Origin of the sequence: Streptomyces sp. F63 (assembly GCF_018070345.1) — a bacterium.
GTDB lineage: Bacteria > Actinomycetota > Actinomycetes > Streptomycetales > Streptomycetaceae > Streptomyces.
This window is the reverse complement of sequence record NZ_JAGPXX010000001.1, coordinates 263,029-286,414: the sequence shown is the minus strand read 5'-3', so window position 1 is coordinate 286,414 and position 23,386 is coordinate 263,029. Positions and strand designations below refer to the sequence as shown.

The window sequence follows — 23,386 nt, the reverse complement described above, 5'->3', positions numbered from 1 at the left end:
CGCTGGTTCCCGGGCGAGGACCGCGGTCAGCGCCGCGGCGGGACGGGGACGGGCGCGTCAGTGGCTCAGTGGCCGGCGGTGAGCCGGCCGGCGAGCTTGCTGTGCATGTCGGCGCTCGGCTTGTTGAGGCCGATGATGGTGACCTTCTTGCCGCGCTGGGCGTACTTGGTCTCGATGGCGTCCAGGGCGGCGACGGAGGAGGCGTCCCAGATGTGGGCGTCGGTGAGATCGATGACGACGTCGTCCGGGTCGTCCTTGTAGGCGAACTGGTGGACGAGGTCGTTGGAGGAGGCGAAGAAGAGCTCGCCGGTGACCGCGTAGACCACCTGGTTGCCGTCCGGGTCGACCACGCCGGAGACCTCGGCGAGGTGGGCGACGCGCTTGGCGAAGATCACCATGGCCGTGACGCAGCCCACGACGACGCCGATGGCCAGGTTGTGGGTGGCGACGACCACGGCGACGGTCACGGCCATCACGACCGTCTCGCCCAGTGGCATCCGCCGCAGCGTCCCGGGCTGGACGGAGTGCCAGTCGAAGGTGGCGGCCGAGACGAGAATCATCACGGCGACCAGGGCGGCCATCGGGACATCGGAAACGACGGGCCCGAAGACCACGACCAGGATCAGCAGGAACATACCGGCCAGGAAGGTGGAGAGCCGGGTGCGGGCCCCGGAGGTCTTCACGTTGATCATCGTCTGGCCGATCATGGCGCAGCCGCCCATGCCGCCGAAGAAGCCGGTGACCACGTTGGCGATGCCCTGGCCGATGGACTCCCGCGTCTTGTTGGAGTGGGTGTCGGTGATGTCGTCGACCAGCTTGGCGGTCATCAGCGACTCCATCAGCCCGACCAGCGCGAAGGCGAGGGAGTAGGGGGCGATGACGGTGAGCGTCTCCAGAGTCAGCGGCACCTCGGGCAGGCCCGGCACCGGCAGCGAGGAGGGCAGCTCGCCCTTGCCGCCGACCGTCGGAACGGCGAGACCGGCGCCGACGGTGATCAGCGTGAGGATGACGATGGAGACCAGCGGGGCCGGAACGGCCTTCGTCAGGCGTGGGAAGAGCACCATCAGCGCCAGGCCGCCGGCGACCAGTGGGTAGACGACCCAGGGCACGTTCCGCAGTTCCGGGACCTGGGCCAGGAAGATCAGGATCGCAAGGGCGTTGACGAAGCCGACCATCACCGAGCGCGGGACGAAGCGCATCAGCTTGGCCACGCCGACCGCGCCGAGGGCGATCTGCACGAGACCGCCGAGGATCACCGCGGCGATCAGGTGACCCAGGCCGTACTCGTGGTTGAGCGGGGCGATGACCAGGGCGATCGCACCGGTCGCTGCCGAGATCATGGCCTTGCGGCCGCCCACGACGGAGATCACCACGGCCATGGTGAAGGAGGCGAACAGGCCGATGGCGGGGTCGACCCCGGCGATGATCGAGAAGGAGATGGCCTCCGGGATCAGGGCCAGGGCGACCACGAGGCCGGCCAGCACCTCGGTGCGGAACACCTTCGGGGAGGCGAGCCAGTCGGGCCGGGACAAGCGAAGCTTGGGCACCGCGGAAAGCGAGAGGGACATGCAACCGTTTCTGTTCGGGCGCAGGACTCCAACCGCTGGATGCCCACGCGTACTCTGCTCCGCACCCGGTGCGGAATCCCGGCGGGCCGGCCTCGTCGAGGGGGCCCTGCCGGCACAGGGGGTGGCGGCCGTCGTGGCCGCCGGTCGGGCATCATGGCCCGGAAGTCCGCGGGTGCCGGCGGCGCCCGGTCGGGGCCACGGTCCGGCGGGGCCGACCGGTCGCAGCCGTACAGCGCGGGCGGCCGCGGGGAAACCCTACCCTGACGTGAGGGCAGGGTGTGCGTCAGGGCTGTGAAGTGCAGGCAAACAAGCGCTCGGATCATGTGATTCCGGACACGTGGGCTGGATTGATGCCAACGTCCGAAGCGGCGAGACGGCAGAGGGAGCAGGCGCGGCGATGGCGGAGCGGCAGATGCAGATCGGTGAGGTGGCCGAGCGGACCGGGTTGTCCCTCCGCACGATCCGCCACTACGAAGACGTCGGTCTGGTCAGTCCCTCCGCCCGCAGCAAGGGCGGCTTCCGCCTCTACACCGCTGCCGATGCCGAACGCCTCATGGTCGTCCGCCGGATGAAGCCGCTGGACTTCTCCCTGGAGGAGATGCGGGATCTGCTGGAGATCACCGACCGCCTCTCGGGCGCCGGTGATCCGCCGGCGGACGGAGAGCGGGAGCGGCTGCGCGAGCGGCTGAACGCCTATCGCGAGGTGGCCGATGCCCGCTGCGAGACCCTGCGGGCCCATTTGATGGCCGCCGAGGACTTCGCCGCCACGCTCCGCCGGCGGCTCGAGGCGCACGGCTGACGGCTTGGCGGAGCGGCCGGGGCATCCGCGGGCGCCGGCCCGGCCCGGCGCCACACGGCCGGCGTCATGGCGCCTCGGGAGCCCTCGCCGGTGCGGAGCCGCTCACGACTGCGTCTCTCGGGCGGCCCGGCCGGACCCGCTTTCCCGGCAGGGGCGTTGCCGTCCCGGCAGGTGCGGCGGCCGCGTTTCCGCGGAGAGCCCGGACGGATACCGTCCGGGGCCCGGACCGGCCTGCCGCGGTGCCGCCTCCCCGGCCGTCCCGGCCGCCGCGCGTCCCGGGCCTACCCGATCGGGCGGTGCCGGGGCGTCCGCGCGGTGGGGGCGGGGAGCCGACTCCGGGACTCTCCGGTAGCGTCCGGACAATGAGTCATCCCCATCCCGAATTGAAAGCCGCTCCTCCGCTGCCCGAGGGCGGGCTCAGGGTGGTCGCTCTGGGCGGCCTGGGCGAGATCGGCCGGAACATGACGGTCTTCGAGCACGCCGGCAAGCTGCTCGTCGTCGACTGCGGCGTGCTCTTCCCCGAGGAGCACCAGCCCGGAGTGGACGTGATCCTCCCCGACTTCACCTCGATCCGGGACCGGCTGGACGACATCGTGGCGATCGTGCTGACCCACGGCCACGAGGACCACATCGGCGGGGTGCCGTATCTGCTCCGCGAGCGGGCGGACATTCCCCTCGTGGGCTCGAAGCTGACGCTGGCGTTCCTGGAGGCCAAGCTCAAGGAGCACGGGATCAAGCCGCGTCCGGTCCGGGTGCGCGAGGGGGACCGGCGCGGCTTCGGCCCGTTCGACTGCGAGTTCGTGGCGGTCAACCATTCGATCCCGGACAGCCTGGCGGTGGCGATCCGGACCGCCGCGGGCCTGGTGCTGCACACCGGCGACTTCAAGATGGACCAGTTCCCGCTGGACGACCGCATCACCGACCTGCGGGCCTTCGCCCGGCTCGGCGAGGAGGGCGTCGACCTGTTCCTCACCGACTCCACCAATGCCGAGGTGCCCGGCTTCACCACCTCCGAGCAGGAGCTGAACCCCGCGATCGAGCAGGTGCTGCGGACCTCCCCGAAGCGGGTCATCGTCTCCAGCTTCGCCAGCCATGTGCACCGCATCCAGCAGGTGCTCGACGCGGCGCACCAGCACGGCCGGAAGGTCGCCTTCGTGGGCCGGTCGATGGTCCGCAACATGGGCATCGCCCGGGACCTGGGCTATCTGAAGGTCCCGAAGGGCCTCGTGGTCTCCGTGAAGGAGCTGGAGAAGCTGCCGCCGAGCAAGATCGCCCTGGTGTGCACCGGGTCGCAGGGCGAGCCGATGGCCGCGCTGTCGCGGATGGCCAACCGCGACCACATGATCCGGATCGGTGAGGGCGACACCGTCCTGCTGGCCAGCTCGCTCATCCCGGGCAACGAGAACGCCATCTACCGGGTGATCAACGGGCTGACCCGGTGGGGCGCCAACGTCGTCCACAAGGGCAACGCGAAGGTGCACGTCTCGGGGCACGCCAGCGCCGGTGAGCTCGTCTACTGCTACAACATCGTCAAGCCCCGGAACGTCATGCCCGTGCACGGGGAGTGGCGTCATCTGCGGGCCAACGCCGAGTTGGCCGTCCGTACCGGGGTCGACCCCGACCGGGTGGTCATCGCCGAGGACGGCGTGGTCGTCGACCTGGTGGACGGGCGGGCCTCGATCACCGGCAAGGTGCCCGCGGGGAACATCTACGTGGACGGCATGGAGGTCGGCGGAGCCACCGAGGCCTCCCTCAAGGACCGGGTCACGCTCGCCGAGGAGGGCGTCGTCACCGTCGTGGCGATCGTGGACGCCGACACCGGGGCCCTGGCCGAGGCGCCCGACTTCCTCGCCCGCGGTTTCGTCCACGACGACGCCACGTTCGAGCCGGTCGTCCCCGTCATCGAGAAGACGCTGGCGAAGGCGGCGGAGGAAGGCGTCGGGGAGGCCCACCAGCTCGAACAGCTCATCGCCCGCGCCGTGGCGGCCTGGGCCTTCCGTACGTACCGCCGCAAGCCCCTCATCATCCCCGTCGTCATCGACGCCTGAACGGGGCCGGCCGCCCGAGGCGGGCCGGCCGGTTCCCCCCTCGGGGCCCTTTGCGGCGGTACGGGACGGAATCACCCCCGCGTGGTGGGGTACCTGGTCCCGGAGGCGCGGCCCCACCGGCCCATGCAGGCGGCCGGAGGAGGAGGCAGCCTGGAGGGTGAGGGGCGCGGACGGCGAGGCCGGCGGGCCCGTGGCCGAAGGTCCGAGAGGCGTGATGGATCATGATGTTCTGGTACGACCACGATGTCGGCGGGTGGGGCTGGTTCGCCATGTCCGTGGGGATGATCCTGTTCTGGGGGTTGATCATCACGGGCGCGGTGATGCTCTTCCGGTCCCTGGGGAACCGCTCGGAGCAGCCGCAGCGGCCCGTGCCCCCCTCAGCGGAGCAGGTGCTCGCCGAACGCTTCGCGCGCGGCGAGATCGACGACGAGGAGTACCGGCGGCGTCTGGACACCCTCCACTCCGCGGGACCGCCCCGGAGCTGACCGGCCGGGTGTCCCGGCCGTGCGGGAACCGCCGCGGCCGGCGGCGGGCCGGGGGCCCGCCGCCGGCCGCTGCCGTGCCGGCCCCCCGTGCGTCACGCGGCGGTCGTGACGGTCACCGGGGCTTCGGCGTCCGCCGTTGCGCACTCGGGGCAGAGCAGCCGGCGCTCGGTGCCGTACAGCGCGGGGCCGATGACCGGGCCGCGGCGGACGGTGCGGAGCCCGATCCGGGTGTGCTCCCGGCAGACTCCGGTGCCGCAGGTGGCGCAGACGCCGGTGGCCGGGGCGGTGTCTCCGTGCAGGGCGCAGGTGAGGCAGTTCATGACAGTCTTCCTTCCGGGCCGGCGGCCGGCGCGGGGGTTCCGAACCGGTCGCGCCAGGCCAGCGATACGTAGACGAGGCCGATGAGAACGGGAACCTCGATCAGGGGGCCGACGACACCCGAGAGCGCCTGGCCGGAGGTGACGCCGAAGGTCGCGATGGCGACAGCGATGGCGAGCTCGAAGTTGTTCCCGGCGGCCGTGAAGGCCAGGGTCGCGGAGCGCGCGTAGGGCAGGCCGATGCCCTTGCCGAGGGCGAAGCTGCCGAACCACATCACCGCGAAGTAGACGAGCAGGGGGAGGGCGATGCGGGCCACGTCCAGCGGCTGGGAGGTGATCGTCTTCCCCTGCAGGGCGAAGAGGACCACGATGGTGAAGAGCAGGCCGTAGAGGGCCCAGGGGCCGATCCTCGGCAGCACCTTGGTCTCGTAGGACTCACGGCCCATGCGGCGCTCGCCGATGCGGCGGGTGAGGAAGCCCGCCAGCAGCGGGATGCCCAGGAAGATGGCGACGTTGAGCGCGATCTCCCCCATCGAGATGTCGAGGCGGCTGCCGTCGCCGAGGCCGAGCCAGCCGGGGAGCAGGTCCAGGTAGAACCAGCCGAGGAGGCCGAAGGCGAGGACCTGGAAGACGGAGTTGAGGGCGACGAGGACGGCTCCGGCCTCGCGGTCGCCGCAGGCCAGGTCGTTCCAGATGATGACCATGGCGATGCAGCGGGCCAGGCCGACGATGATCAGCCCGGTGCGGTACTCGGGCAGGTCGGGCAGGAAGATCCAGGCGAGGGCGAACATCACGGCCGGGCCGACGAGCCAGTTGATCACCAGTGAGGAGACCATCAGCCGCTTGTCGCCGGTGACGGCGTCCAGCTTGTCGTAGCGGACCTTGGCCAGGACCGGGTACATCATGACCAGGAGCCCGAGCGCGATGGGCAGCGAGATACCGCCGACCTCCACCGAGGCCAGGGCGTCGTTCATCCCGGGGACCAGGCGGCCCAGGCCCAGGCCGGCGGCCATGGCGATCAGGATCCACACCGCGAGGAAGCGGTCGAGGGTGGACAGCCTCGCGGCGACGGAGGAGCCCGGCCCCTCCGCGGTCGGGGCGAGAGGCGGGTCGGTGCGGGTCACGGGCAGGACCTCTTCGTGTCGGTGGCCTGGGAGGCGCGGGCGGTGCGGGCCAGCTCGGCGAAGGAGACGGCCAGGGCTTCGATGACGTCGGGCCGCAGCCGGTAGTACGTGTAGCGGCCGCAGGGCTCGGTCTCGACGACTCCGGCCTCGCGGAGCACGCGCAGATGGTTGGAGAGATTCGTCTGGCGGGCGCCGGTCTCCTCGACCAGGTGCGTGGTGCAGAGGGTCTCGTTCGCGAGCAGCGTCACGATCCTCAGTCTGAGCGGGTCCGCCAGCACCCGGATCAGTTCAGTGTCGACTGACGTCATCATGGGCTGATACTTTCACATCAGTGCCGGATGATGCCACTGGCCCCGGCCCCGGCCCCGGCCCTGGGTCTGGGTCTGGGTCTGGGCGTCGCACCTGTGCGCTCCGGCACGGTCCGCCCCTACGGCAAGAGAGAACCTGTGATGACCGACAAGCCCTCCGTGCTCTTCGTCTGCGTCCACAACGCCGGCCGCTCCCAGATGGCCGCCGCCTGGCTGACCCACCTCGCGGGGGACCGCGTCGAGGTCCGCTCCGCCGGTTCACAGCCCGCCGGCGAGGTCAACCCCGCCGCCGTGGAAGCCATGCGCGAGGTGGGCATCGACATGTCCGCGGAGGTGCCCAAGGTGCTGACCGTGGACGCGGTGAAGGCATCCGACGTCGTGATCACCATGGGCTGCGGCGACACCTGCCCCGTCTTCCCCGGCAAGCGCTACCTGGACTGGAAGCTGGACGACCCGGCCGGGCAGGGCGTCGACGCCGTGCGGCCCATCCGGGACGAGATCAGGAACCGGATCGAGGGCCTGATCGCCGAGATCGCCCCGGACCCGGCGGCCTGAGCGCCGCGGGCGGACCGGGGCGGGCCGTCTCCGCCGCCGTCCCCCGCGGTTGAGCCGCCGTCCGCCGGACCAGCGGATTTCCTCCGGGGCGGGCGCCCGCCCCGGGGCGCCGGCCTCGGGTCCGGGGCGGGGTGGCGCGGCCCCGTCAGCCGCAGCAGGAGCCGCCCCCGGCGGCTGCGGCCGCCGTGCCGGTGGCCGCCGGGGCGCCCTGGGCGTCCGCGGGCTTGACCGCCCGGATGATGGCGGACCGCATCCCCTCGGCGACGTCGTGCGCCGGGGTGATCTCGACGGCGCCGAACCCGGCCGCCTCCAGCCCCGCGCGGTACTCGGCGTAGGACAGTGCCCCGGCGATGCAGCCCACGTAGTTGCCGCGCTCGGCGCGCTGCTCGGGGGTGAGGTGGTCCTCGGCCACCACGTCCGAGATGCCGATGCGCCCGCCGGGCCTCAGGACGCGGAACATCTCGGCGAAGACGGCGGGCTTGTCCACGGACAGGTTGATCACACAGTTGGAGATCACGACGTCGATGGTGCCGGCGGGCAGCGGGATGGACTCGATGGTGCCCTTCAGGAACTCGGCGTTGCGGGCGCCGGCCTTCTCGGCGTTGGCCAGCGCGAGGGCCAGCATTTCCTCGGTCATGTCCAGCCCGTAGGCCTTGCCGCCCGGCCCGACCCGGCGCGCGGAGAGCAGGACGTCGATGCCGCCGCCCGAGCCCAGGTCCAGCACCCGCTCGCCTGCGCGGAGCTCGGCGACCGCCAGCGGGTTGCCGCAGCCGAGGGAGGCCGCCACCGCGTCCTCGGGGAGTGCCGCGAGGTCCTCGGCGCCGTAGGTGCGGGCGCCGAAGCTCTCGTCGATCTCCGTGGACCCGGATCCGCAGCACGCCGTGCCGCCCCCGGTCACCTGGAGCGCGGCGGCGGCGTATCCGGCACGGACGGTCTCGCGCAGGTCGGACCGGTCACTCATGGGGACTCCCCTCGATCTGGTCTGTATTGATGCTCGTGGAATCAAGAGTGAGGCCTGAATCGAAGACCGTCAACATAGAAGCATGTCGAAATGGAGTCCTTCCGGCCTCCGGGCGTCCTGCGGGGCGGGCCGATGGTGCCCCCCGGGACGACTTTCGTTGCGCGTGACCGCGACGAAAGACGGTGTCGCCGGGACGGCCCGCTGCCTAGCGTGGCCCCGTGGACGTACGGGAGAGGGTGCGGGACGCCCGGAAACTGCTGTTCGTGCGGGCCGACTGGCCGGGGCGGCGGATCGCGGGGGAGCTGGTACTGGCCGCGCTGCTGGCGCTGTCCGGAGCCGGGATGGAGGCGCTGGGGGACGCCGGGGGTCTCCGTGTGGCGGCCGCCGCGCTCGCGGTGGCCCTGCTGTCCCTGCTGCGGCGGGCGCTGCCGGCGACGGTGCTGGTGGTCGCCGCCGCCCTGTCCGGCGTCCTTCCCGGGTTCACTCCGCTGCTGATGGCCGCGGGCTGGTCCGCGGGCCGGCGGATCGAGGGGGTGGGCCGGGCCCTGGGGGCGTTCGGCGCGGCGTTCGTCCTGAGCACGGGGCTGACGGTGCTGGACGAGAACCCGGGGTTCGGGACCGCGCTGCCGGTCCTGATCGTCTTCTCCGCCGTCTTCTTCCTGGCGACGACGGTGGTGCCCGGCCTTGCCAGCCGTTACTGGTCGCAGCGCCGCACGCTGCTGCACACCCTGCGCGAGCACAACGCCCAGCTGCTGCGCGAGCGCGCCATGGTCGTACGGCAGGCGCGGCTGCGGGAACGGCAGCGCATCGCGCAGGACATGCACGACAGCCTCGGCCACCAGCTCGCGCTGATCGCCGTCCACACCGGGGCGCTGGAGGTGGACCGCGAGCTGACGGGACGGCAGCGCGAAGCGGTGGGCGTGCTGCGCGAGGCGTCGGTGGCCGCGATGCACGAGCTGCGCGAGGCCGTGGGGATTCTGCGGGACGGTACGGAAGGCCCGGAACCGGCCGCGGACGCACAGCCGGCGGCCCGCGGTGTGGCGGGCGTCGAGGGGCTGGTGGAGGCGTCGAGGGGCGCCGCGACACCGGTCGGACTGGTGCGCTCGGGCGAGCCGCGGGAACTGCCGCCGGCTGCGGGGCACGCGGCGTACCGGATCGTGCAGGAAGGGCTGACGAACGCGCACAAGCACGCGCCGGGTGCCCCGATCACCGTGCAGCTGCGGTACGAGCCGGACTCGCTGGTGGTCGAGGTGGCCAACGGACCGGTGCCGGTGGCCGGGCCCGTCCCGGTGGCCGCCGGAGCCATGGGGACGGGGCCGGACGGCGGCCGCGGCGGGCACCGTGGGCACGGTGACGGTGCGGCGGGGGGTGCGGCGGGCGGTGCGGTCCTGCCGGTGGCGGCTCCGGTCGGCAGCGAGGTGAGCGGCGGGCAGGGACTCCCCGGACTGCGGGAACGGGCCCGGCTGGTCGGCGGGATGGTGCACGCCGGCCCGGTGGAGGGCGGCGGCTTCCGGCTGGCGGGCGTGCTGCCGTACCAACCGGAGCCGGGAGCGGCCCGGGAACGGGGCGTGAGCGCCGGAGCGGGCCCGGCGGGCGCGTACGGCGCCGTGAGTGCGGTGGCGGCGGAGTCCCGCGGAGCGGGCGGGGCGGTGCCTGCCGGTCCGGCCGTCCTTCCCGCCCCGGGTGCGGCCGCCGGGACCGCCGGTACCGCGGATCCCGGCTCGTACGGGCCGCCGCGGGAGGTCTCCGGCGCGACCCGCGGCGGGAGCAGGGCCGGGGGCGTGGCCGCCGGCTGCGGGATCGCCGTACTGCTGCTGGTGGTGATGGCCGGTCTGCTCGGGTATGGCGTCGTCAAGCTGGTCCAGGCGCTGGACGAGTCGATGATCTCGCCCGGGACGTATCGGTCGGTGCGGGTGGGGGACTCCGAGGCGGCGGTGCGGAAGCGACTGCCGGACGGGAGTCCGTGGCTGACGGACGGGCTGGAGGAGCAGGGACCGCGCCGGCCGGAGGGTTCCCGCTGCCTGGCGCTGCTGTCCACCGAGTCCTCGTCGGACTGGAATGTCGATCCGGCGTTCCGCTTCTGCTTCCGGGACGGAAGACTGGTCGAGAAGCGGGCCTACGACGCCCGGCTGTAGCCGGCCCGTGCGGGGCGGCGCGGCCGCGCGGGCACGGTGCGCCGCGGTCCCGCCCGGAATCGGATGCGGGCGCGCCTTCGGGGGCGCCGCTCGGGGAAACGGCCGTCGGACAGGAGAGCTGTGATCAAGGTCCTCGTCGTCGACGACGAGCCGCTCATCAGAGCGGGCATCAGAATGATTCTCACCTCGGACCCCGGTATCGACGTCGTGGCGGAAGCGGGCAACGGCCGGGAGGCGGTCGGACTGGCCCGTGCGCACGGCGTCGACGTGGTCCTGCTGGACCTTCAGATGCCGGTGATGGACGGCCTGTCGGCCCTCCCCGAGCTGCGGCGGGCCGCACCGGCCGCCCGGGTGCTCGTGCTCACCACCTTCGGGGAGCGGGAGAACGTCCTGCGGGCGCTGGGAACGGGCGGGGCCGGATTCCTCCTGAAGGACTCGGCTCCGGGGGAGCTGATCCGGGCGGTGCGGGCGGCGGCCGCGGGAGACGCCTATCTGTCACCGGCGGCGACACGGCATGTCGTGGACTCGCTGGCGTCGGCGGGAGCGGACCGCGCGTCCGCACGGGCGGAGGAGGCGCGGCGCCGCCTGGAAACGCTGACCGAGCGGGAGCGCGAGGTGCTGGCCCTGCTGGGCGAGGGGCTCTCCAACGCGGACGCGGGGGCGCGCATCCATATGAGCGAGGCGACGGTGAAGACGTACGTCAGCCGCATCCTGGCGAAGCTCGGCTGTGAGAACCGGGTCCAGGCGGCGCTGCTGGCCCGGGACGCCGGTCTGGGGGCGTAGACGGCGCGGGCGCGGCTTCTCCCGGGAATTCCGCGGGTCCCGACCGGTGTCCGGCGTCCGGCGTCCGGCGGGCGCGGGGAGTTCCGCAGGCCGGAGGGGCCCGGGGCCCGGGGCCCGGTGGAAGAGTTATCCACAGGGGAGTGCCCGGTGGCGGCGGGCGGGGGTACGGTCGGGGCAGTCGAGGACGGGCGCCGGTGTCGGACGGCGTTCGCGTGGCGGGGGAGGCGACAGGACATGGCGGAGACGTGCGCCGACGGGCCGGTGGAGACACGGGCCGGGGTGGAGGCCGAGCCGGCCGGGGCGGAGCCGCGGCGGGAGCGGCCGGGGCACCGCCGGATTCCGGTGGTGCCGGGTTTGGCGCCCCGGGTGGATGCCGTGGTCTCCCCCAAGCGGCTGGGGAAGGAACTGCGGGAGCGGGCACCGCGCTCGGCGCACGGCGGGCTGCCCTCCGGGCCGGAGCGGCCGGGTGCGGTCCGCGCGGTGGAGGAGTCGAACGCCGGCCGGCTGCCGGAGCTGACCCCGATCCGGGTGGGCCGGATGGCCGCGAGTCCCTTCGCCTTTCTGCGCGGCTCCGCCGCGCTGATGGCGCACGACCTGGCGGCCACGCCGGTCAGCGGGATCGGCGCCCAGCTGTGCGGTGACGCCCACGCGGCGAACTTCGGCCTGTACGGCGACGCCCGGGGCGGACTGGTCATCGACATCAACGACTTCGACGAGACGGCGCACGGCCCCTGGGAGTGGGATCTCAAGCGGCTCGCGGCCTCGCTGGTACTGGCGGGACGGCAGGGCGGGGCCGATGAGGACAGCTGCCGCGCCGCCGCGTACGACGCCGCCGGCTCCTACCGGCGGACGATGCGGCTGCTGGCGAAGCTCCCGGTACTGGACGCCTGGAACGCCATCGCGGACGAGGAACTCGTCTCGCACACCGATGCCCACGATCTGCTGGGCACGCTGGAGCGGGTCTCGGAGAAGGCGCGGCGCAACACGAGCGCGCGGTTCGCCGCCAAGTCCACGGAGCGGCTGCCCGACGGCTCCCGGCGTTTCACGGACGCTCCGCCGGTGCTGCGGCGGGTGGCGGACGAGGAGGCCGCTGCCGTGGCGGGCTCACTGGGCGAGTATCTGGGGACGCTGCCCGGGGACCGGCTGCCCCTGCTCGCGCGTTTCACGGTGCAGGATGTGGCGTTCCGGGTGGTGGGCACCGGCAGTGTCGGGCTGCGGTCCTATGTGGTGCTGCTGCTGGACCACCGGGCGGCGCCCCTCGTCCTCCAGGTGAAGGAGGCCAGGCCGTCGGCGCTGCTGCCGTACGCGGAGAAGGCGGCGCTGGATCCGCGGCTGGGCCGCCCGGCTCCGGAAACCGGCCACGAGGGCCGGCGGATCGTGCTGGGGCAGAAGCAGATGCAGGTGGTGAGCGACGTCCTGCTCGGCTGGTCCACCGTACGGGGCCGGCCGTTCCAGGTACGGCAGTTCCGGAACCGCAAGGGGAGTGTGGACCCGGCCGCGCTGACCGCCGCCGAACTCGACGACTACGGGCGGATGACGGGTGCGCTGCTGGCGCGGGCGCACGCGCACAGTGCCGACCCCCGGCTGATAGCGGGCTACTGCGGCCGGAGCGAGGAGCTGGACGAGGCGGTGGCGGCTTTCGCGGTGGCGTACGCGAACCGCACGGAGGCGGACCACGCGGAACTCGTGGCGGCCGTCCGGAGCGGCCGGATCGCGGCGGAGACGGGAGTCTGAGGCTTCGGGGAGGGCCGGGCGGGACGGGCGCGGAATGCGGCCGACGGCGGGTCGGAGGCGCGCCGGCGTTGCTCGTAGGCTGTACCGGTGACGAATCCGGAAGCCGAGCAGACCGAGCCCACGCCCGAGCCCACGCCCGAGCAGCGCGAGGCCGAGCGGGCGGCCACCCAGCGTCTGGAGCGGGCGGTGCTCGCGGCCGAGCAGGCGCTGATCGAGTTCGAGATCGCGGTGGAGACGTTCCGGGTCGAGGTGGAGAACTTCTCCCGGCTGCACCACCAGCGGCTCGGCCCGATGTACTCCCGGCTGGACGAGCTGGACGCCCTGATCGCGGAAGCGGTCGCGGCGCGGACGGGCAAGCCGGAGGACGTACGCCGGGCGGAGGAGCTGCGCGGTCTGGTGCAGCCGATGCCCGGGGTCGAGGAGCTGTTCCACGGCTGGGTGGACTCCGAGGGCATCCCGCCGGAGGCCGCGGCCATGCTCAACGAGCAGCCGGTGCGGCCGCCGGCCCGGGTGCGGCCGAGTGAGGAGGCCCGGCGGATCTACCGCGAGCTGGTGCGCAGGGCCCATCCGGACCTCGCCCGGGACGAGGCCGAGCGGCAGCGCCGGGACGCCTTCATCGTGCGGGTCAACGCCGCGTACTCCCTCGGAGACGAGGAAACGCTGCGGGGGCTCACCGAGGAGTGGGAGTCCGGTCCGCGTCCGGTGGAGCGCGCGCTGGACCGGAGCGAGGAACTGTACGCCCGTCTGGAATGGCTCGCCCAGCGGAAGGAGATGCTGGCCGGCCTCGCCTCGGAGCTGGAGTCGAGCGCCATCGGCCAGATGCTGAAGATGGCTCCCGACGACCCGGACAAGCTCCTGGAGGAGATCGCCGAACAGTTGCTGGCGCAGGTCTCCGAGCGCGAGGCCGCACTGGCGAAGCTGACCAGCGGCTAGTGCGGTGACCGAGCCGGTGACCGAGCCGGTGGCGGAGCCTCCCGCGGCAGCGGGTCCCCGGCGGCTGCCGCCGGGCGCGGCCCGGGGTGCCCGTCCCGGCGCGCGCCCGCCCCGGCGCGGGTGCCGGGCCCCTGCCGCCCGGCACCCTTCCGGGCCGGATCAGCGGTCGAAGTCCAGCTCCACCCGTTCCGTGGTGGGATGCGACTGGCAGGCCAGCACATATCCGGCGTCGAGCTCGTCCGGTTCCAGGGCGAAGTTGCGGTCCATTCGCACTTCTCCCGAGACCAGCAGGGCCCGGCAGGTGCCGCAGACACCGCCCTTGCAGGCGTAGGGAGCGTCCGCGCGGTTGCGCAGCACGGTCTCCAGCAGGGATTCGCCGCTCCGGAGACTGGCCGGTCCGGAGCGGCCGTCGAGGGTCACGGCGAGTGTGCTGTCCTCCGGCCCCGGCGCCGCCGCGGCGGCCACGGCCGCTCCCTCCCCGGCCGGGGAGCCGTCCACATGGAAGATCTCCTGGTGGACGCGGTCGCGCGGGACCCCCAGAGCGCGCAGGGCCCCGGAGGCGCCCTCGACCAGCCCGTACGGGCCGCAGAGGAACCAGCCGTCGACACGGTCCACCGGCAGCAGCGCCGGGAGAAGGGCCGCCAGCCGTTCCTCGTCGAGCCGGCCGGAGGCCGGACCGGCCTGCTGCTGCTCCCGGGAGAAGGTCTGCACCAGCTGGAACCGCTGCGGATAGCGGTCCTTGAGGTCCGCGAGCTCCTCCAGGAACATCGCCGAGGCCGTGGTCCGGTCGCTGCGGACGAGGCAGAAGCGCGCCTCCGGTTCCCGCGCCAGCAGGCTCGCGACGATGGACAGCACGGGGGTGATGCCACTGCCGCCGACCACGGCGGCATACGTCCCGGGGCGCGGATCGAGGACGAACCGCCCGGCCGGGGTCATCACCTCCAGGGTGTCCCCGGCGGACAGTTCCTTGAGGGCGTGGGTGGAGAAGACGCCGCCCTCCACGAGCCGGATGCCCACGCGCAGGGTGGCGGGGCCGTCCGGATCGGTCACCGGCGCGCAGATCGAGTAGGTGCGGCGGATCTCCGCGCCGTCGATCCGCGTCCGGAGCGTCAGATGCTGCCCCGGGCGGTGGCGGAACGCCGGGCGGAGTGCGGGTGGCACGGCGAAGGTGACGGTGACCGAGTCGTCGGTCAGCCGGTCGACCGCGGCCACGCGCAGCGGATGGAACGCGCCGTGACGGGCAGCCGCGGTCATCTACAACTCCTTGAAGTGGTCGAAGGGTTCGCGGCAGGACTCGCAGCGGCGCAGTGCCTTGCACGCGGTGGAGGAGAAGCGGCTCAGCAGGGTGGTGTCCGTCGAGCCGCAGTTCGGGCAGCGCAGGGACAGCTCCACCGGCACGGGCCCGCCGGTCGCGGCGGCTCCGCCGGGGCGGGGCGGCGCGATGCCGGACTCGCGGAGCTTGCGGCGCCCTTCGGCGCTGATGGCGTCCGTGGTCCAGGGCGGGGAGAGCACGGTGCGGACGGTGACTTCCGGTATGCCGTCCTCCCGGAGTATCCGCTCGATGTCGGCGGCCATCGTGCCGACCGCGGGGCAGCCGGTGTACGTCGGCGTCAGCTCGACCTCGACCCGGCCGGGCCCGAGCAGCCGCAGCCCGCGCACGACGCCCAGTTCGGCGAGAGTGAGCATCGGCAGCTCCGGGTCGGGCACGGAACCGGCCAGTTCGCGCAGCCGCTCTTCCAGCGCCGTGCCGGTCACCAGGACGCCCCTGGGTGGCTGCGGTGCAGATGCTGCATCTCGGCCAGCATCCGGCCGAAGGGCTCGGTGTGCAGGCCCTGCCGTCCGGCGCCGGCCGCCCAGCCGCTGTGCCGGGGCCCCTCGGGGAGGGAGAGCGTGGACCGCCGGAGGACGGCCGTGATCCGGCCGGACCACTCCGTCTCCAGCTCGGCCATCGCGGCGGCGTCGAGTCCGAGCCCTTCCACCGGCTGGAACAGCTCGCCGGTGAAGCGCCACAGCTCCGCCAGCCCGGCCGCCATCCGGCGGTGGCTCTCCTCCGTGCCGTCGCCGAGGCGGAGAGTCCACAACTCGGCGTGGTCGCGGTGGTAGGCGACCTCCTTCACGGCCTTGGCCGCGATCGGTGCGAAGGGCCCGCCGCCCGCGGCGAGCCTGCCGTACAGCAGCTCCTGGTACACGGAGAAGTAGAGCTGGCGGGCGATGGTCCGGGCGAAGTCGCCGTTCGGCTGCTCCACGAGCTGGGTGTTGCGGAAGGCCCGCTCCTCGCGGAGGAAGGCGAGCTCGTCCTCGTCACCGGCGAGGGACAGCAGCAGCCGGGCCTGGCCCAGCAGATCGAGGGCGATATTGGCGAGCGCGACCTCCTCCTCCAGGACGGGGGCGTGCCCGGCCCACTCCCCCAGCCGGTGGGAGAGGACGAGGGCGTCGTCGCCGAGGGCGAGAGCCGCCGCGGCGTGCGCGGCCGGCTGGGCCGGGGCGTTCGGTGGTGTGCTCACAGGTGCGGCACCCCCTCGGGGATCTCGTAGAAGGTCGGGTGCCGGTAGGGCTTGTCGGCGGAGGGTTCGAAGAACGCGTCCTTCTCGTCCGGGGAGGAGGCGGTCACGGACGCGGAGGGCACCACCCAGATCGAGACGCCCTCGGCGCGCCGCGTGTAGAGATCGCGGGCGTTGCGCAGGGCCATCTCGGCGTCCGGGGCGTGCAGGCTGCCGGCGTGGGTGTGGGAGAGGCCGCGCCGGCTTCGTACGAAGACCTCCCACAGCGGCCAGTCGTCGTGGCTCATGCGCTTGCCTCTCCGTGCGCGGCGGGCTTCCGCCCACCGGTGCTCTGTTCCTCGGTGTGCGGCTCGGCCGTCCGGGGCCCGCCGGGCTCCCGTCCTTCCGCGCCGTGCTTCGCGGCGTACGCCGCCGCGGCCTCCCGCACCCAGGCACCCTGCTCGTGCGCCCGGCGGCGCTGGGAGATCCGCTGGTCGTTGCAGGGGCCGTTGCCGCGCAGGATCTCGCGGAACTCCTGCCAGTCGATCGGGCCGAAGTCGTAGTGCCCGCGCTCCTCGTTCCAGGCCAGCTCCGGGTCGGGGAGGGTCAGGCCGAGGGACTCCGCCTGCGGAACGCAGGCGTCCACGAAGCGCTGGCGCAGCTCGTCGTTGGAGTGCCGCTTGATCTTCCAGGCCATGGAGCGGTCGCTGTGCGAGGACTCGGCGTCCGGGGGGCCGAACATCATCAGTGACGGCCACCACCAGCGGTCGACGGCGTCCTGCGCCATCGCGTGCTGCGCCTCGGTGCCCCGGCTGAGCGCGAGGAGGAGTTCGTATCCCTGGCGCTGGTGGAACGACTCCTCCTTGCAGACCCGCACCATGGCGCGGGCGTAGGGCCCATACGAACAGCGGCACAGCGGGACCTGGTTGGTGATCGCCGCCCCGTCCACCAGCCAGCCGATCGCACCGACGTCGGCCCAGGTGAGCGTGGGGTAGTTGAAGATGGAGGAGTACCGCTGGCGGCCGCTGTGCAGCTTGTCCAGCAGCTCCGCGCGGCTCACGCCCAGCGTCTCGGTGGCGCTGTAGAGGTACAGGCCGTGCCCGGCCTCGTCCTGCACCTTGGCCATCAGGATCGCCTTGCGCCGCAGGGAGGGCGCGCGGGTGATCCAGTTGGCCTCCGGCTGCATGCCGATGATCTCGGAGTGGGCGTGCTGCGCCATCTGCCGGACGAGGGTGGCGCGGTAGTCGTCCGGCATCCAGTCCCGGGGCTCGACGCGCTCGTCCGCCGCCACCGTCGCCTCGAAGACCGCTCGTGCGGCTTCGGGGCCGGGCGGCTCCGGCGCCGGTCCCCCGGCGGGTGCCGCCGTGCCCGGCGCGGCCGCCCCGGCCCGCCCTGCCGCTGTCGTTCCAGCCGCCGTCATGCCACCCCTCGTTCCCGTGATCCGGCCCCGGCGGGCCACCGACATCCGGTCCCGGCGAGCCACCGACCGACCGATCGTTCGGTTCAATGGTGCGGGGAGGGCTGTGGGGTGTCAAGGCTGTGGATAACCTGACGGACCTGTGCCGGTCCGAGCGTGCTGAGTACCGTTCTCGGGGACCGGGGGGAAGCCAGGGAGAGGCGCGATGGACGCAGACGAGCACGGAGCGGCGGACAACGCCGGGATGGGCGCACTGTCGTGGCCCGGGCGCATAGCCGTCGCGGTGGCCCTCGGGGTCGTCACGGTCACCGCCCTGGTCCATCTGGCGATGGTGTTTCTGCACGTCGCACCGGAGAACACGGTCTCCAAGCGGCACGGCGGGACGATCGACGGCTACGTCTACCCGGAGTTCGAGCAGAACTGGAAACTGTTCGCCCCCAACCCGCTCCAGCAGAACATCGCCGTGCAGGCCCGGGCCGAGGTCATGGCGTCCGACGGCGGCATCTCGGTCACCCGCTGGACCAACCTCACCGCCCGGGACGCCGAGGCCGTCCGCCACAACCCGGTTCCCAGCCACGTCCACCAGAACGAACTCCGCCGCGCCTGGGACTTCTTCACCGGCTCGCACGACGAGGAGAACCGGCCGAACGGGCTGCGGGGCGCTCTCTCCGAGGAGTATCTGCGGCGCATCGTCCTCTCCCGGATCGGTCCCGAGACCGCCGGAACGGAGGTCCTCCGTGTCCAGGTGCGCTCCGCCACCACTCCGGTGCGCCCGCCCGCCTGGACCCCCGGCGACGGGGAGACGGCCGGCCGGCCGTCCGGCGGCGGGACGGTGCACCGGGAACTGCCCTGGTGGCCCGTCGGCCCCGGCGACGTACCGGGCAGCGCCCGCCCCGGGCAGGCAGCGGTGGTGAGTGACAAGTGAGCGTCTCCGGCGTCGCCGCCGTCCTCGCGCGGGGTGTCACCCGTGTCACGGGCGGTGCCCTGGGCCCGTACCAGTCCGCCGTGGTGCGGATCGGTTTCTCCTTCACCTGGCTGGTCTTCCTGCTGCGCGAGTGGCCGAACCGCCGGGAGCTGTACGGCCCCGACGGGCCCTGGAGCTGGGAGATGGCCCGGCAGCTGACCGACGGCAACGGCGCCTTCACGGTGCTCATGTGGTCCGACGGGCGGCTGTGGTTCGAAGCGGTGTATCTGCTGTCCGTGGCGGCGAGCGCGCTGCTGCTGCTCGGCTGGCGCACCCGCACGCTCTCCGTGCTGTTCATGGTGGGCGTGCTGTCGCTGCAGAACCGCAGCGTCTTCATGGGGGACGGCGGGGACAACGTCATCCACCTCATGGCGCTCTACCTGGTGCTGACCCGCTGCGGCCGGGTCTGGTCGCTGGACGCCCGCCGTGCGCGGCGGAGGGAACGGGCCGCGGAGGGCGGCGAGGGCGGCGAGGGCGCCGACGACGCGGCAGCCGGGGCGGGCCGGGCCCCGCGGGACGTCACCGGTGTCGTCCTCTGGTCGCTGCTCGGCCTCGTGCTGGCCCTGGCCTCCCTCCTCCCCGGTCTGGCGACCGGCTGGGCGGTGGTCTTCTGGGGCCTCTGGCTGGTGCACGCCCTGTGGTGGGCGGTGTCCCGCCACGCGCCCCGCGGCGAACTCCGCGCGGTGCTCGACATGACCGCCAACCTGGTCCACAACGCCGCCCTGTTCGTGATCATGGCGGAGGTCTGCCTGATCTACGCGACCGCCGGCTGGTACAAGGTGCAGGGCTCGCGCTGGCAGGACGGCACCGCGCTGCACTATCCGCTCAACCTCGACTACTTCACGCCGTGGCCGGCCCTCTCGGAGGCGCTCGGCTCCAACGGCGCGATGGTGATGCTGATCACCTACGGCACGGTGATCGTCCAGGTCGCCTTCCCGTTCACGCTCTTCAACCGGCGGGTCAAGAACGTCCTGCTGGCCGCGATGATGACCGAGCACTTCGCCATCTCGGTGGTCCTCGGACTGCCCTTCTTCTCGCTCGCGATGATCGCGGCGGACGCGGTGTTCCTGCCCACCGGCTTCCTGCGGGCCACGGGGCGGATCACGGACCGCGTCACCCGGCGGATCCGCGACCGGCTGCTGCCCGGCCGTCCGCCGCGCCGCGGCGGTGGCGCGGCGGATCCGTCCGGTGAGCCGGCGGCCGGCGATCCGGAGGACCGGCGGCACCGTACCCTCGTCGGGTGAGCAGCGAGAACCCCCGCGAGGCGGTGCCGCCGGCGGCACCGGACGAGCCGGCCGGGAGACCGGGCCGGGACTCCGGTCCGGAAGCCGGCCCCGGACCCGGACCCGGCACCGAACCCGTGCAGTACGACGAGGACTACACCCCCGGGACCGTCGGCGTCGGGCCGCACCCGCGGCCGTGGCCCACCGGCGACCGCTGGGATCCCGGACTGCTCGCGCACGGCGACCGCCGCAACGTCGTCGACCGGTACCGCTACTGGACGCGTGAGGCGATCGTCGCCGATCTGGACACGCGCCGCCACGCCTTCCACATCGCGGTGGAGAACTGGACCCACGACTTCAACATCGGCTCCGTGGTGCGCACCGCCAACGCCTTCCTGGCGCAGGAGGTGCACATCGTCGGACGGCGGCGCTGGAACCGGCGGGGCGCGATGGTCACCGACCGGTACCAGCACGTCCGGCACCACCCGGACACCGCGGACCTCACCGCCTGGGCCGAGGCCGAGGGACTGCCCGTCATCGGCATCGACAACCTGCCCGGCTCGGTACCCCTGGAGACCACCGTGCTCCCGCGCCGCTGCGTGCTGCTGTTCGGGCAGGAGGGGCCGGGCCTCACCGCGGAGGCGCGGAAACACGCCGCCATGGTCTGCTCGATCGCGCAGTTCGGCTCCACCCGGTCGATCAACGCGGGCGCTGCGGCGGCCATCGCCATGCACGCCTGGGTCCAGACGCACGTGTTCGGCTGAGGCCTCAGCAGCGGAACCGGTCCTCGGCGTCCAGGATCCGCTCCGCCACCCGGACCGAGTCCACCAGCGGGTGGAGGGCCAGCGCACGCAGGGCGGCGGCGCGCGAACCGCTTGCCGCGGCCTCGATCGCGGAGCGCTCCACGGCCTTGAGGGTCAGCATCAGCCCGAGCTGATCCGGTGCCACCGCCCCGGTGGCCAGCGGACGTGCGCCCCCCGCGTCCACCAGGCAGGGCACCTCCACCACGGCGTCCGCGTCCAGCCCCGGCACCGCGCCGCGCCCCGGCACGTTGAGGATCAGCTTGGTCCGCTCGTTGCGGGCGATGGCGCGCATCAGGGCCAGCGCCACCCGGTCGTAGCCGCCGCCGTCGAGATCGCAGCTGTCGCGCTGCCAGCCGCCGGTCGCCGCACGGCTCTCCGCCATGTACGTCTCCTCGCGTTCGAGGCGGGTGCGCTCCCACGCCTCGTACGGATCCCCGCCGGCGTCGCCGCCTGCGGTCTCGCCTGCGTAGAAGCGGGCCTGCTGACGGCGGAGGAATTCGCCCCGGGTGGCCTCGGCGGCGGTCAGGGAGGCCACCGTCTCCCGGGTGAAGTAGTAGTAGTGCAGATACTCGTTGGGCAGCGCGCCGAGGGCCCGCAGCCAGTCGGCGCCGAAGAGCTTCCCCTCCTCGAAGGACTCCAGGGCGGCGCGGTCGCCGAGCAGGCGGGGCAGCAGGTCGCGGCCGTCCACGGTGAGCCGGCGCAGCCAGCCCAGATGGTTGAGGCCGACGTAGTCGTAGTCGGCGCGGTCGGGGTCGGCGCCCAGGGCACGCGCGGCGCGCCGGCACAGGCCGACCGGGGAGTCGCAGATGCCGATCACCCGGTCCGGCAGGCCGCGTTCGCGGAAGACGCGGCCCATGGCCTCGGTGACCATACCCGCCGGATTGGTGAAGTTGATGACCCAGGCGTCCGGGGCGACGGCGGCGATGCGTTCGGCGATCCGTACCGCCACCGGCAGGGTGCGCAGCCCGTAGAGCACGCCCCCCGCGCCCACCGTCTCCTGGCCCAGTACGCCCTCGCCCAGCGGGATCCGCTCGTCGCGGACCCGGCCCTCCAGGCCGCCGACGCGGATCGCGGAGAAGACGAAGTCGGCGCCGCGCAGCGCCTCGTCCAGGTCGGTGGTGAGCCGGACGGCGGGCGCGGGGCCGCCGGACCCGTCGCGCTCGGCGTGGAGGGCGGCCTGGCGGGCGAGCACGGCGCCGATGGCGTCGAGACGGCCGCGGTCGGTGTCGTACAGGACCAGTTCGGTGCAGCGGCCCGCCGGATCGCCGCTGTCGCCGAGCAGCGCCCGGTACACCAGCGGTACGCGGAAACCGCCACCGCCCAGCACGGTCAGCCTCATGCCTGGACAACCTCCCCATCGCCTCGCAAGGTGTCCGTCACACTAGTGCTGCGACCGGGAGGGTCCGGCGGGAAGCCGCGCTGCCCGGTGCGGTGCGCGGCACGGCGGGGCACCGGCCCGCCGCGGACGGGGACGTCCGCGCGTGCCGGGCAATGCGGCGTGGGGGTACCCCCGGCCCACGGCCTGGGGAGCGCCGTGCCGGTCGTCGCGAAGAGGTGAACCGCCCGGTCACAGCACCGGTGACAGGTCCAGTGAGAGAGGCACGAGTGCGTTGAGCAACACCGGAACCGCCCATCCCGCGCCGTCGCGGACGCCGATGGATCCGCTGTCCGCCGTACGGCGTGAGGACGATCCGGTGACGGACGTCTTCCTGACCGGAACCGTCTTCCTCGACATCGTCTTCACCGGGCTGGACCACGCGCCGGTGCGGGGCACCGAGACCTGGGCCCGCGGTATGGGGTCCAGCCCGGGCGGGGCGGCCAATATGGCCACCGCGCTGCGCCGGCTCGGACTCCGCACCGCACTGGCTGCGGCCTTCGGCGACGACGTCTACGGCGACTACTGCTGGGAGAGCCTCGCGGACTGCGAGGGCATCGACCTCGGGCCGTCCCACCGCGCGCCCGGCTGGCACTCGCCGGTCACCGTCTCCATGGCCTACGAGGGCGAGCGGACCATGGTGTCGCACGGGCACGCGGCGCCGACCCCCTGCGTCAGCGTCGCCGAACGGCCGCGCTCCCTGGCCTGTGTGGCTTCTCTGGACCCGGGCCGGCGGCTGGACGACTGGGTGCGCCGGGCCCATGGCGAGGGCAGCAAGGTCTTCGCCGATGTGGGCTGGGACGGGAGCGGCGTGTGGGACCCGGACACGCTTGCCGACCTCACCCACTGCCACGCCTTTCTGCCCAATGCGACCGAGGCCCAGCACTACACCCGTACCGACAGCCCGGAGGCCGCGGTGCGGGCGCTGGCCGAGCTGGTGCCGGTCGCGGTGGTCACCAAGGGGGCCGCGGGCGCGGTGGCGATCGACGGGCTCACCGGGGAGAGCGCCGATGTGCCGGCCCTGGGTGTGGAGGCCCTCGACCCGACCGGGGCGGGCGACGTCTTCATGGCCGGTTTCATCACCGGCACCCTGGCCGGCTGGCCGCTCGCCGACCGGCTCGCCTTCGCCAATCTCACCGCGGCGCTGTCCGTGCAGCACTTCGGGGGATCGCTCTCGGCTCCCGGCTGGGCCGAGGTCGCCGCCTGGTGGCAGTACGCCATCAAGTGCGGCGGGCAGAGCGAGGAGGTGATGCGGCGCTACCGCTTCCTCGACGATCTCCTCCCCGCGGGTACCGCGGACTGGCCGCTGCGCCGGGCCACCCCGACCATTGGCTTCCGCACCCACTGAGCGGGGCCGCGGGCGGCCGGGAACGG

General features: G+C 73.3%; 23 protein-coding genes. 12 read left to right on the top strand and 11 right to left on the bottom strand.

Translation table 11 applies throughout. The features are described from left to right. Positions 1–65 precede the first annotated feature (65 nt). On the bottom strand, positions 66–1,568 hold the full coding sequence (locus KBZ10_RS01295; protein WP_210985560.1) for a SulP family inorganic anion transporter: 1,503 nt from the start codon (positions 1,566–1,568) through the stop codon (positions 66–68). 397 nt (positions 1,569–1,965) lie between these two features. Here KBZ10_RS01295 and KBZ10_RS01290 point away from each other — a divergent pair, with 397 nt between their 5' ends. From KBZ10_RS01290 to KBZ10_RS01280, 3 genes are all read left to right on the top strand, one after another. Further along, positions 1,966–2,367 carry a MerR family transcriptional regulator gene (locus tag KBZ10_RS01290; protein ID WP_210985559.1) on the top strand — a complete coding sequence of 134 codons (402 nt, stop codon included), beginning with the start codon at positions 1,966–1,968 and terminating at the stop codon, positions 2,365–2,367. A gap of 362 nt (positions 2,368–2,729) precedes the next feature. Continuing rightward, on the top strand, positions 2,730–4,415 hold the full coding sequence (locus KBZ10_RS01285) for a ribonuclease J (protein ID WP_210985558.1): 1,686 nt from the start codon (positions 2,730–2,732) through the stop codon (positions 4,413–4,415). A 221-nt stretch (positions 4,416–4,636) separates the two neighbouring features. Then, on the top strand, positions 4,637–4,900 hold the full coding sequence (locus tag KBZ10_RS01280) for an SHOCT domain-containing protein (protein ID WP_210985557.1): 264 nt from the start codon (positions 4,637–4,639) through the stop codon (positions 4,898–4,900). A gap of 92 nt (positions 4,901–4,992) precedes the next feature. On the opposite strand, the gene KBZ10_RS01275 is transcribed toward KBZ10_RS01280, so the two are convergent. Genes KBZ10_RS01275 through KBZ10_RS01265 form a run of 3 tightly spaced genes read right to left on the bottom strand, consistent with a single transcriptional unit; the run spans position 4,993 to position 6,652 of the window. Next, positions 4,993–5,220, bottom strand: coding sequence for a DUF2180 family protein (locus KBZ10_RS01275; RefSeq protein ID WP_210985556.1), 228 nt, complete (start codon positions 5,218–5,220; stop codon positions 4,993–4,995). After that, positions 5,217–6,341, bottom strand: a complete 1,125-nt coding sequence (gene arsB, locus KBZ10_RS01270; protein ID WP_210985555.1) for an ACR3 family arsenite efflux transporter — start codon at positions 6,339–6,341, stop codon at positions 5,217–5,219. Before arsB ends, KBZ10_RS01275 begins: the two co-directional genes overlap by 4 nt. Next, entirely contained in the window at positions 6,338–6,652 is a 315-nt protein-coding gene (locus KBZ10_RS01265) for a helix-turn-helix transcriptional regulator (RefSeq protein ID WP_210985554.1), read from the bottom strand. The genes arsB and KBZ10_RS01265 overlap by 4 nt, the downstream gene beginning before the upstream one ends. A 138-nt stretch (positions 6,653–6,790) precedes the next feature. On the opposite strand from KBZ10_RS01265, the gene KBZ10_RS01260 reads away from it, so the two are divergent. Beyond that, entirely contained in the window at positions 6,791–7,204 is a 414-nt protein-coding gene (locus KBZ10_RS01260; protein WP_210985553.1) for an arsenate reductase ArsC, read from the top strand. Between the two features lie 145 nt (positions 7,205–7,349). Here KBZ10_RS01260 and arsM read toward each other — a convergent pair whose 3' ends face one another. After that, positions 7,350–8,165, bottom strand: a complete 816-nt coding sequence (gene arsM / locus KBZ10_RS01255; protein WP_210985552.1) for an arsenite methyltransferase — start codon at positions 8,163–8,165, stop codon at positions 7,350–7,352. Positions 8,166–8,383: 218 nt separating this feature from the next. Between arsM and KBZ10_RS01250 the strand changes: the two genes are divergently transcribed. The 4 genes from KBZ10_RS01250 to KBZ10_RS01235 all read left to right on the top strand — a co-directional run bounded on the left by KBZ10_RS01250 (position 8,384) and on the right by KBZ10_RS01235 (position 13,750). Continuing rightward, positions 8,384–10,300 carry a histidine kinase gene (locus KBZ10_RS01250; RefSeq protein ID WP_307847108.1) on the top strand — a complete coding sequence of 639 codons (1,917 nt, stop codon included), beginning with the start codon at positions 8,384–8,386 and terminating at the stop codon, positions 10,298–10,300. Between the two features lie 120 nt (positions 10,301–10,420). Beyond that, positions 10,421–11,083, top strand: a complete 663-nt coding sequence (locus KBZ10_RS01245; RefSeq protein WP_210985551.1) for a response regulator transcription factor — start codon at positions 10,421–10,423, stop codon at positions 11,081–11,083. A 234-nt stretch (positions 11,084–11,317) separates the two neighbouring features. Continuing rightward, a complete protein-coding gene (locus tag KBZ10_RS01240) occupies positions 11,318–12,817 on the top strand; it encodes a DUF2252 domain-containing protein (protein ID WP_210985550.1) in 1,500 nt (499 codons plus the stop codon). 87 nt (positions 12,818–12,904) lie between these two features. After that, complete coding sequence (locus KBZ10_RS01235; RefSeq protein ID WP_210985549.1) at positions 12,905–13,750, top strand: hypothetical protein; 846 nt, start codon at positions 12,905–12,907, stop codon at positions 13,748–13,750. A 159-nt stretch (positions 13,751–13,909) separates the two neighbouring features. Here the strand turns inward: KBZ10_RS01235 and paaE are convergent, their stop codons facing one another. From paaE to paaA, 5 genes are read right to left on the bottom strand one after another with little or no spacing between them, the layout of a single operon-like run. After that, positions 13,910–15,004 carry a 1,2-phenylacetyl-CoA epoxidase subunit PaaE gene (paaE, locus tag KBZ10_RS01230; protein WP_210985548.1) on the bottom strand — a complete coding sequence of 365 codons (1,095 nt, stop codon included), beginning with the start codon at positions 15,002–15,004 and terminating at the stop codon, positions 13,910–13,912. After that, the gene (gene paaD / locus KBZ10_RS01225) at positions 15,005–15,508 is read right to left on the bottom strand and encodes a 1,2-phenylacetyl-CoA epoxidase subunit PaaD (RefSeq protein WP_210985754.1); all 504 of its coding nucleotides are present in this window, start codon (positions 15,506–15,508) and stop codon (positions 15,005–15,007) included. It lies immediately after the preceding gene. After that, positions 15,502–16,254 (bottom strand): 1,2-phenylacetyl-CoA epoxidase subunit PaaC, encoded by a 753-nt coding sequence (gene paaC, locus KBZ10_RS01220; protein WP_210985547.1) that lies wholly within the window; start codon positions 16,252–16,254, stop codon positions 15,502–15,504. Before paaC ends, paaD begins: the two co-directional genes overlap by 7 nt. Beyond that, positions 16,251–16,538 carry a 1,2-phenylacetyl-CoA epoxidase subunit PaaB gene (gene paaB / locus KBZ10_RS01215; RefSeq protein WP_210985546.1) on the bottom strand — a complete coding sequence of 96 codons (288 nt, stop codon included), beginning with the start codon at positions 16,536–16,538 and terminating at the stop codon, positions 16,251–16,253. The genes paaC and paaB overlap by 4 nt, the downstream gene beginning before the upstream one ends. After that, the gene (gene paaA / locus KBZ10_RS01210; RefSeq protein WP_247701604.1) at positions 16,535–17,650 is read right to left on the bottom strand and encodes a 1,2-phenylacetyl-CoA epoxidase subunit PaaA; all 1,116 of its coding nucleotides are present in this window, start codon (positions 17,648–17,650) and stop codon (positions 16,535–16,537) included. The genes paaB and paaA overlap by 4 nt, the downstream gene beginning before the upstream one ends. A gap of 202 nt (positions 17,651–17,852) precedes the next feature. Here paaA and KBZ10_RS01205 point away from each other — a divergent pair, with 202 nt between their 5' ends. The 3 genes from KBZ10_RS01205 to KBZ10_RS01195 are packed head-to-tail and all read left to right on the top strand — an operon-like array spanning position 17,853 to position 20,598. Beyond that, complete coding sequence (locus KBZ10_RS01205) at positions 17,853–18,572, top strand: DUF5819 family protein (RefSeq protein ID WP_210985545.1); 720 nt, start codon at positions 17,853–17,855, stop codon at positions 18,570–18,572. Beyond that, complete coding sequence (locus KBZ10_RS01200) at positions 18,569–19,855, top strand: HTTM domain-containing protein (protein WP_210985544.1); 1,287 nt, start codon at positions 18,569–18,571, stop codon at positions 19,853–19,855. The genes KBZ10_RS01205 and KBZ10_RS01200 overlap by 4 nt, the downstream gene beginning before the upstream one ends. Next, the gene (locus tag KBZ10_RS01195; protein ID WP_374223285.1) at positions 19,852–20,598 is read left to right on the top strand and encodes a TrmH family RNA methyltransferase; all 747 of its coding nucleotides are present in this window, start codon (positions 19,852–19,854) and stop codon (positions 20,596–20,598) included. The genes KBZ10_RS01200 and KBZ10_RS01195 overlap by 4 nt, the downstream gene beginning before the upstream one ends. A 4-nt stretch (positions 20,599–20,602) precedes the next feature. On the opposite strand, the gene KBZ10_RS01190 is transcribed toward KBZ10_RS01195, so the two are convergent. Then, on the bottom strand, positions 20,603–21,976 hold the full coding sequence (locus KBZ10_RS01190) for a 6-phospho-beta-glucosidase (protein ID WP_210985543.1): 1,374 nt from the start codon (positions 21,974–21,976) through the stop codon (positions 20,603–20,605). A gap of 316 nt (positions 21,977–22,292) precedes the next feature. Between KBZ10_RS01190 and KBZ10_RS01185 the strand changes: the two genes are divergently transcribed. After that, on the top strand, positions 22,293–23,360 hold the full coding sequence (locus tag KBZ10_RS01185) for a carbohydrate kinase family protein (RefSeq protein ID WP_210985752.1): 1,068 nt from the start codon (positions 22,293–22,295) through the stop codon (positions 23,358–23,360). The last annotated feature ends 26 nt before the right edge of the window (positions 23,361–23,386 follow it).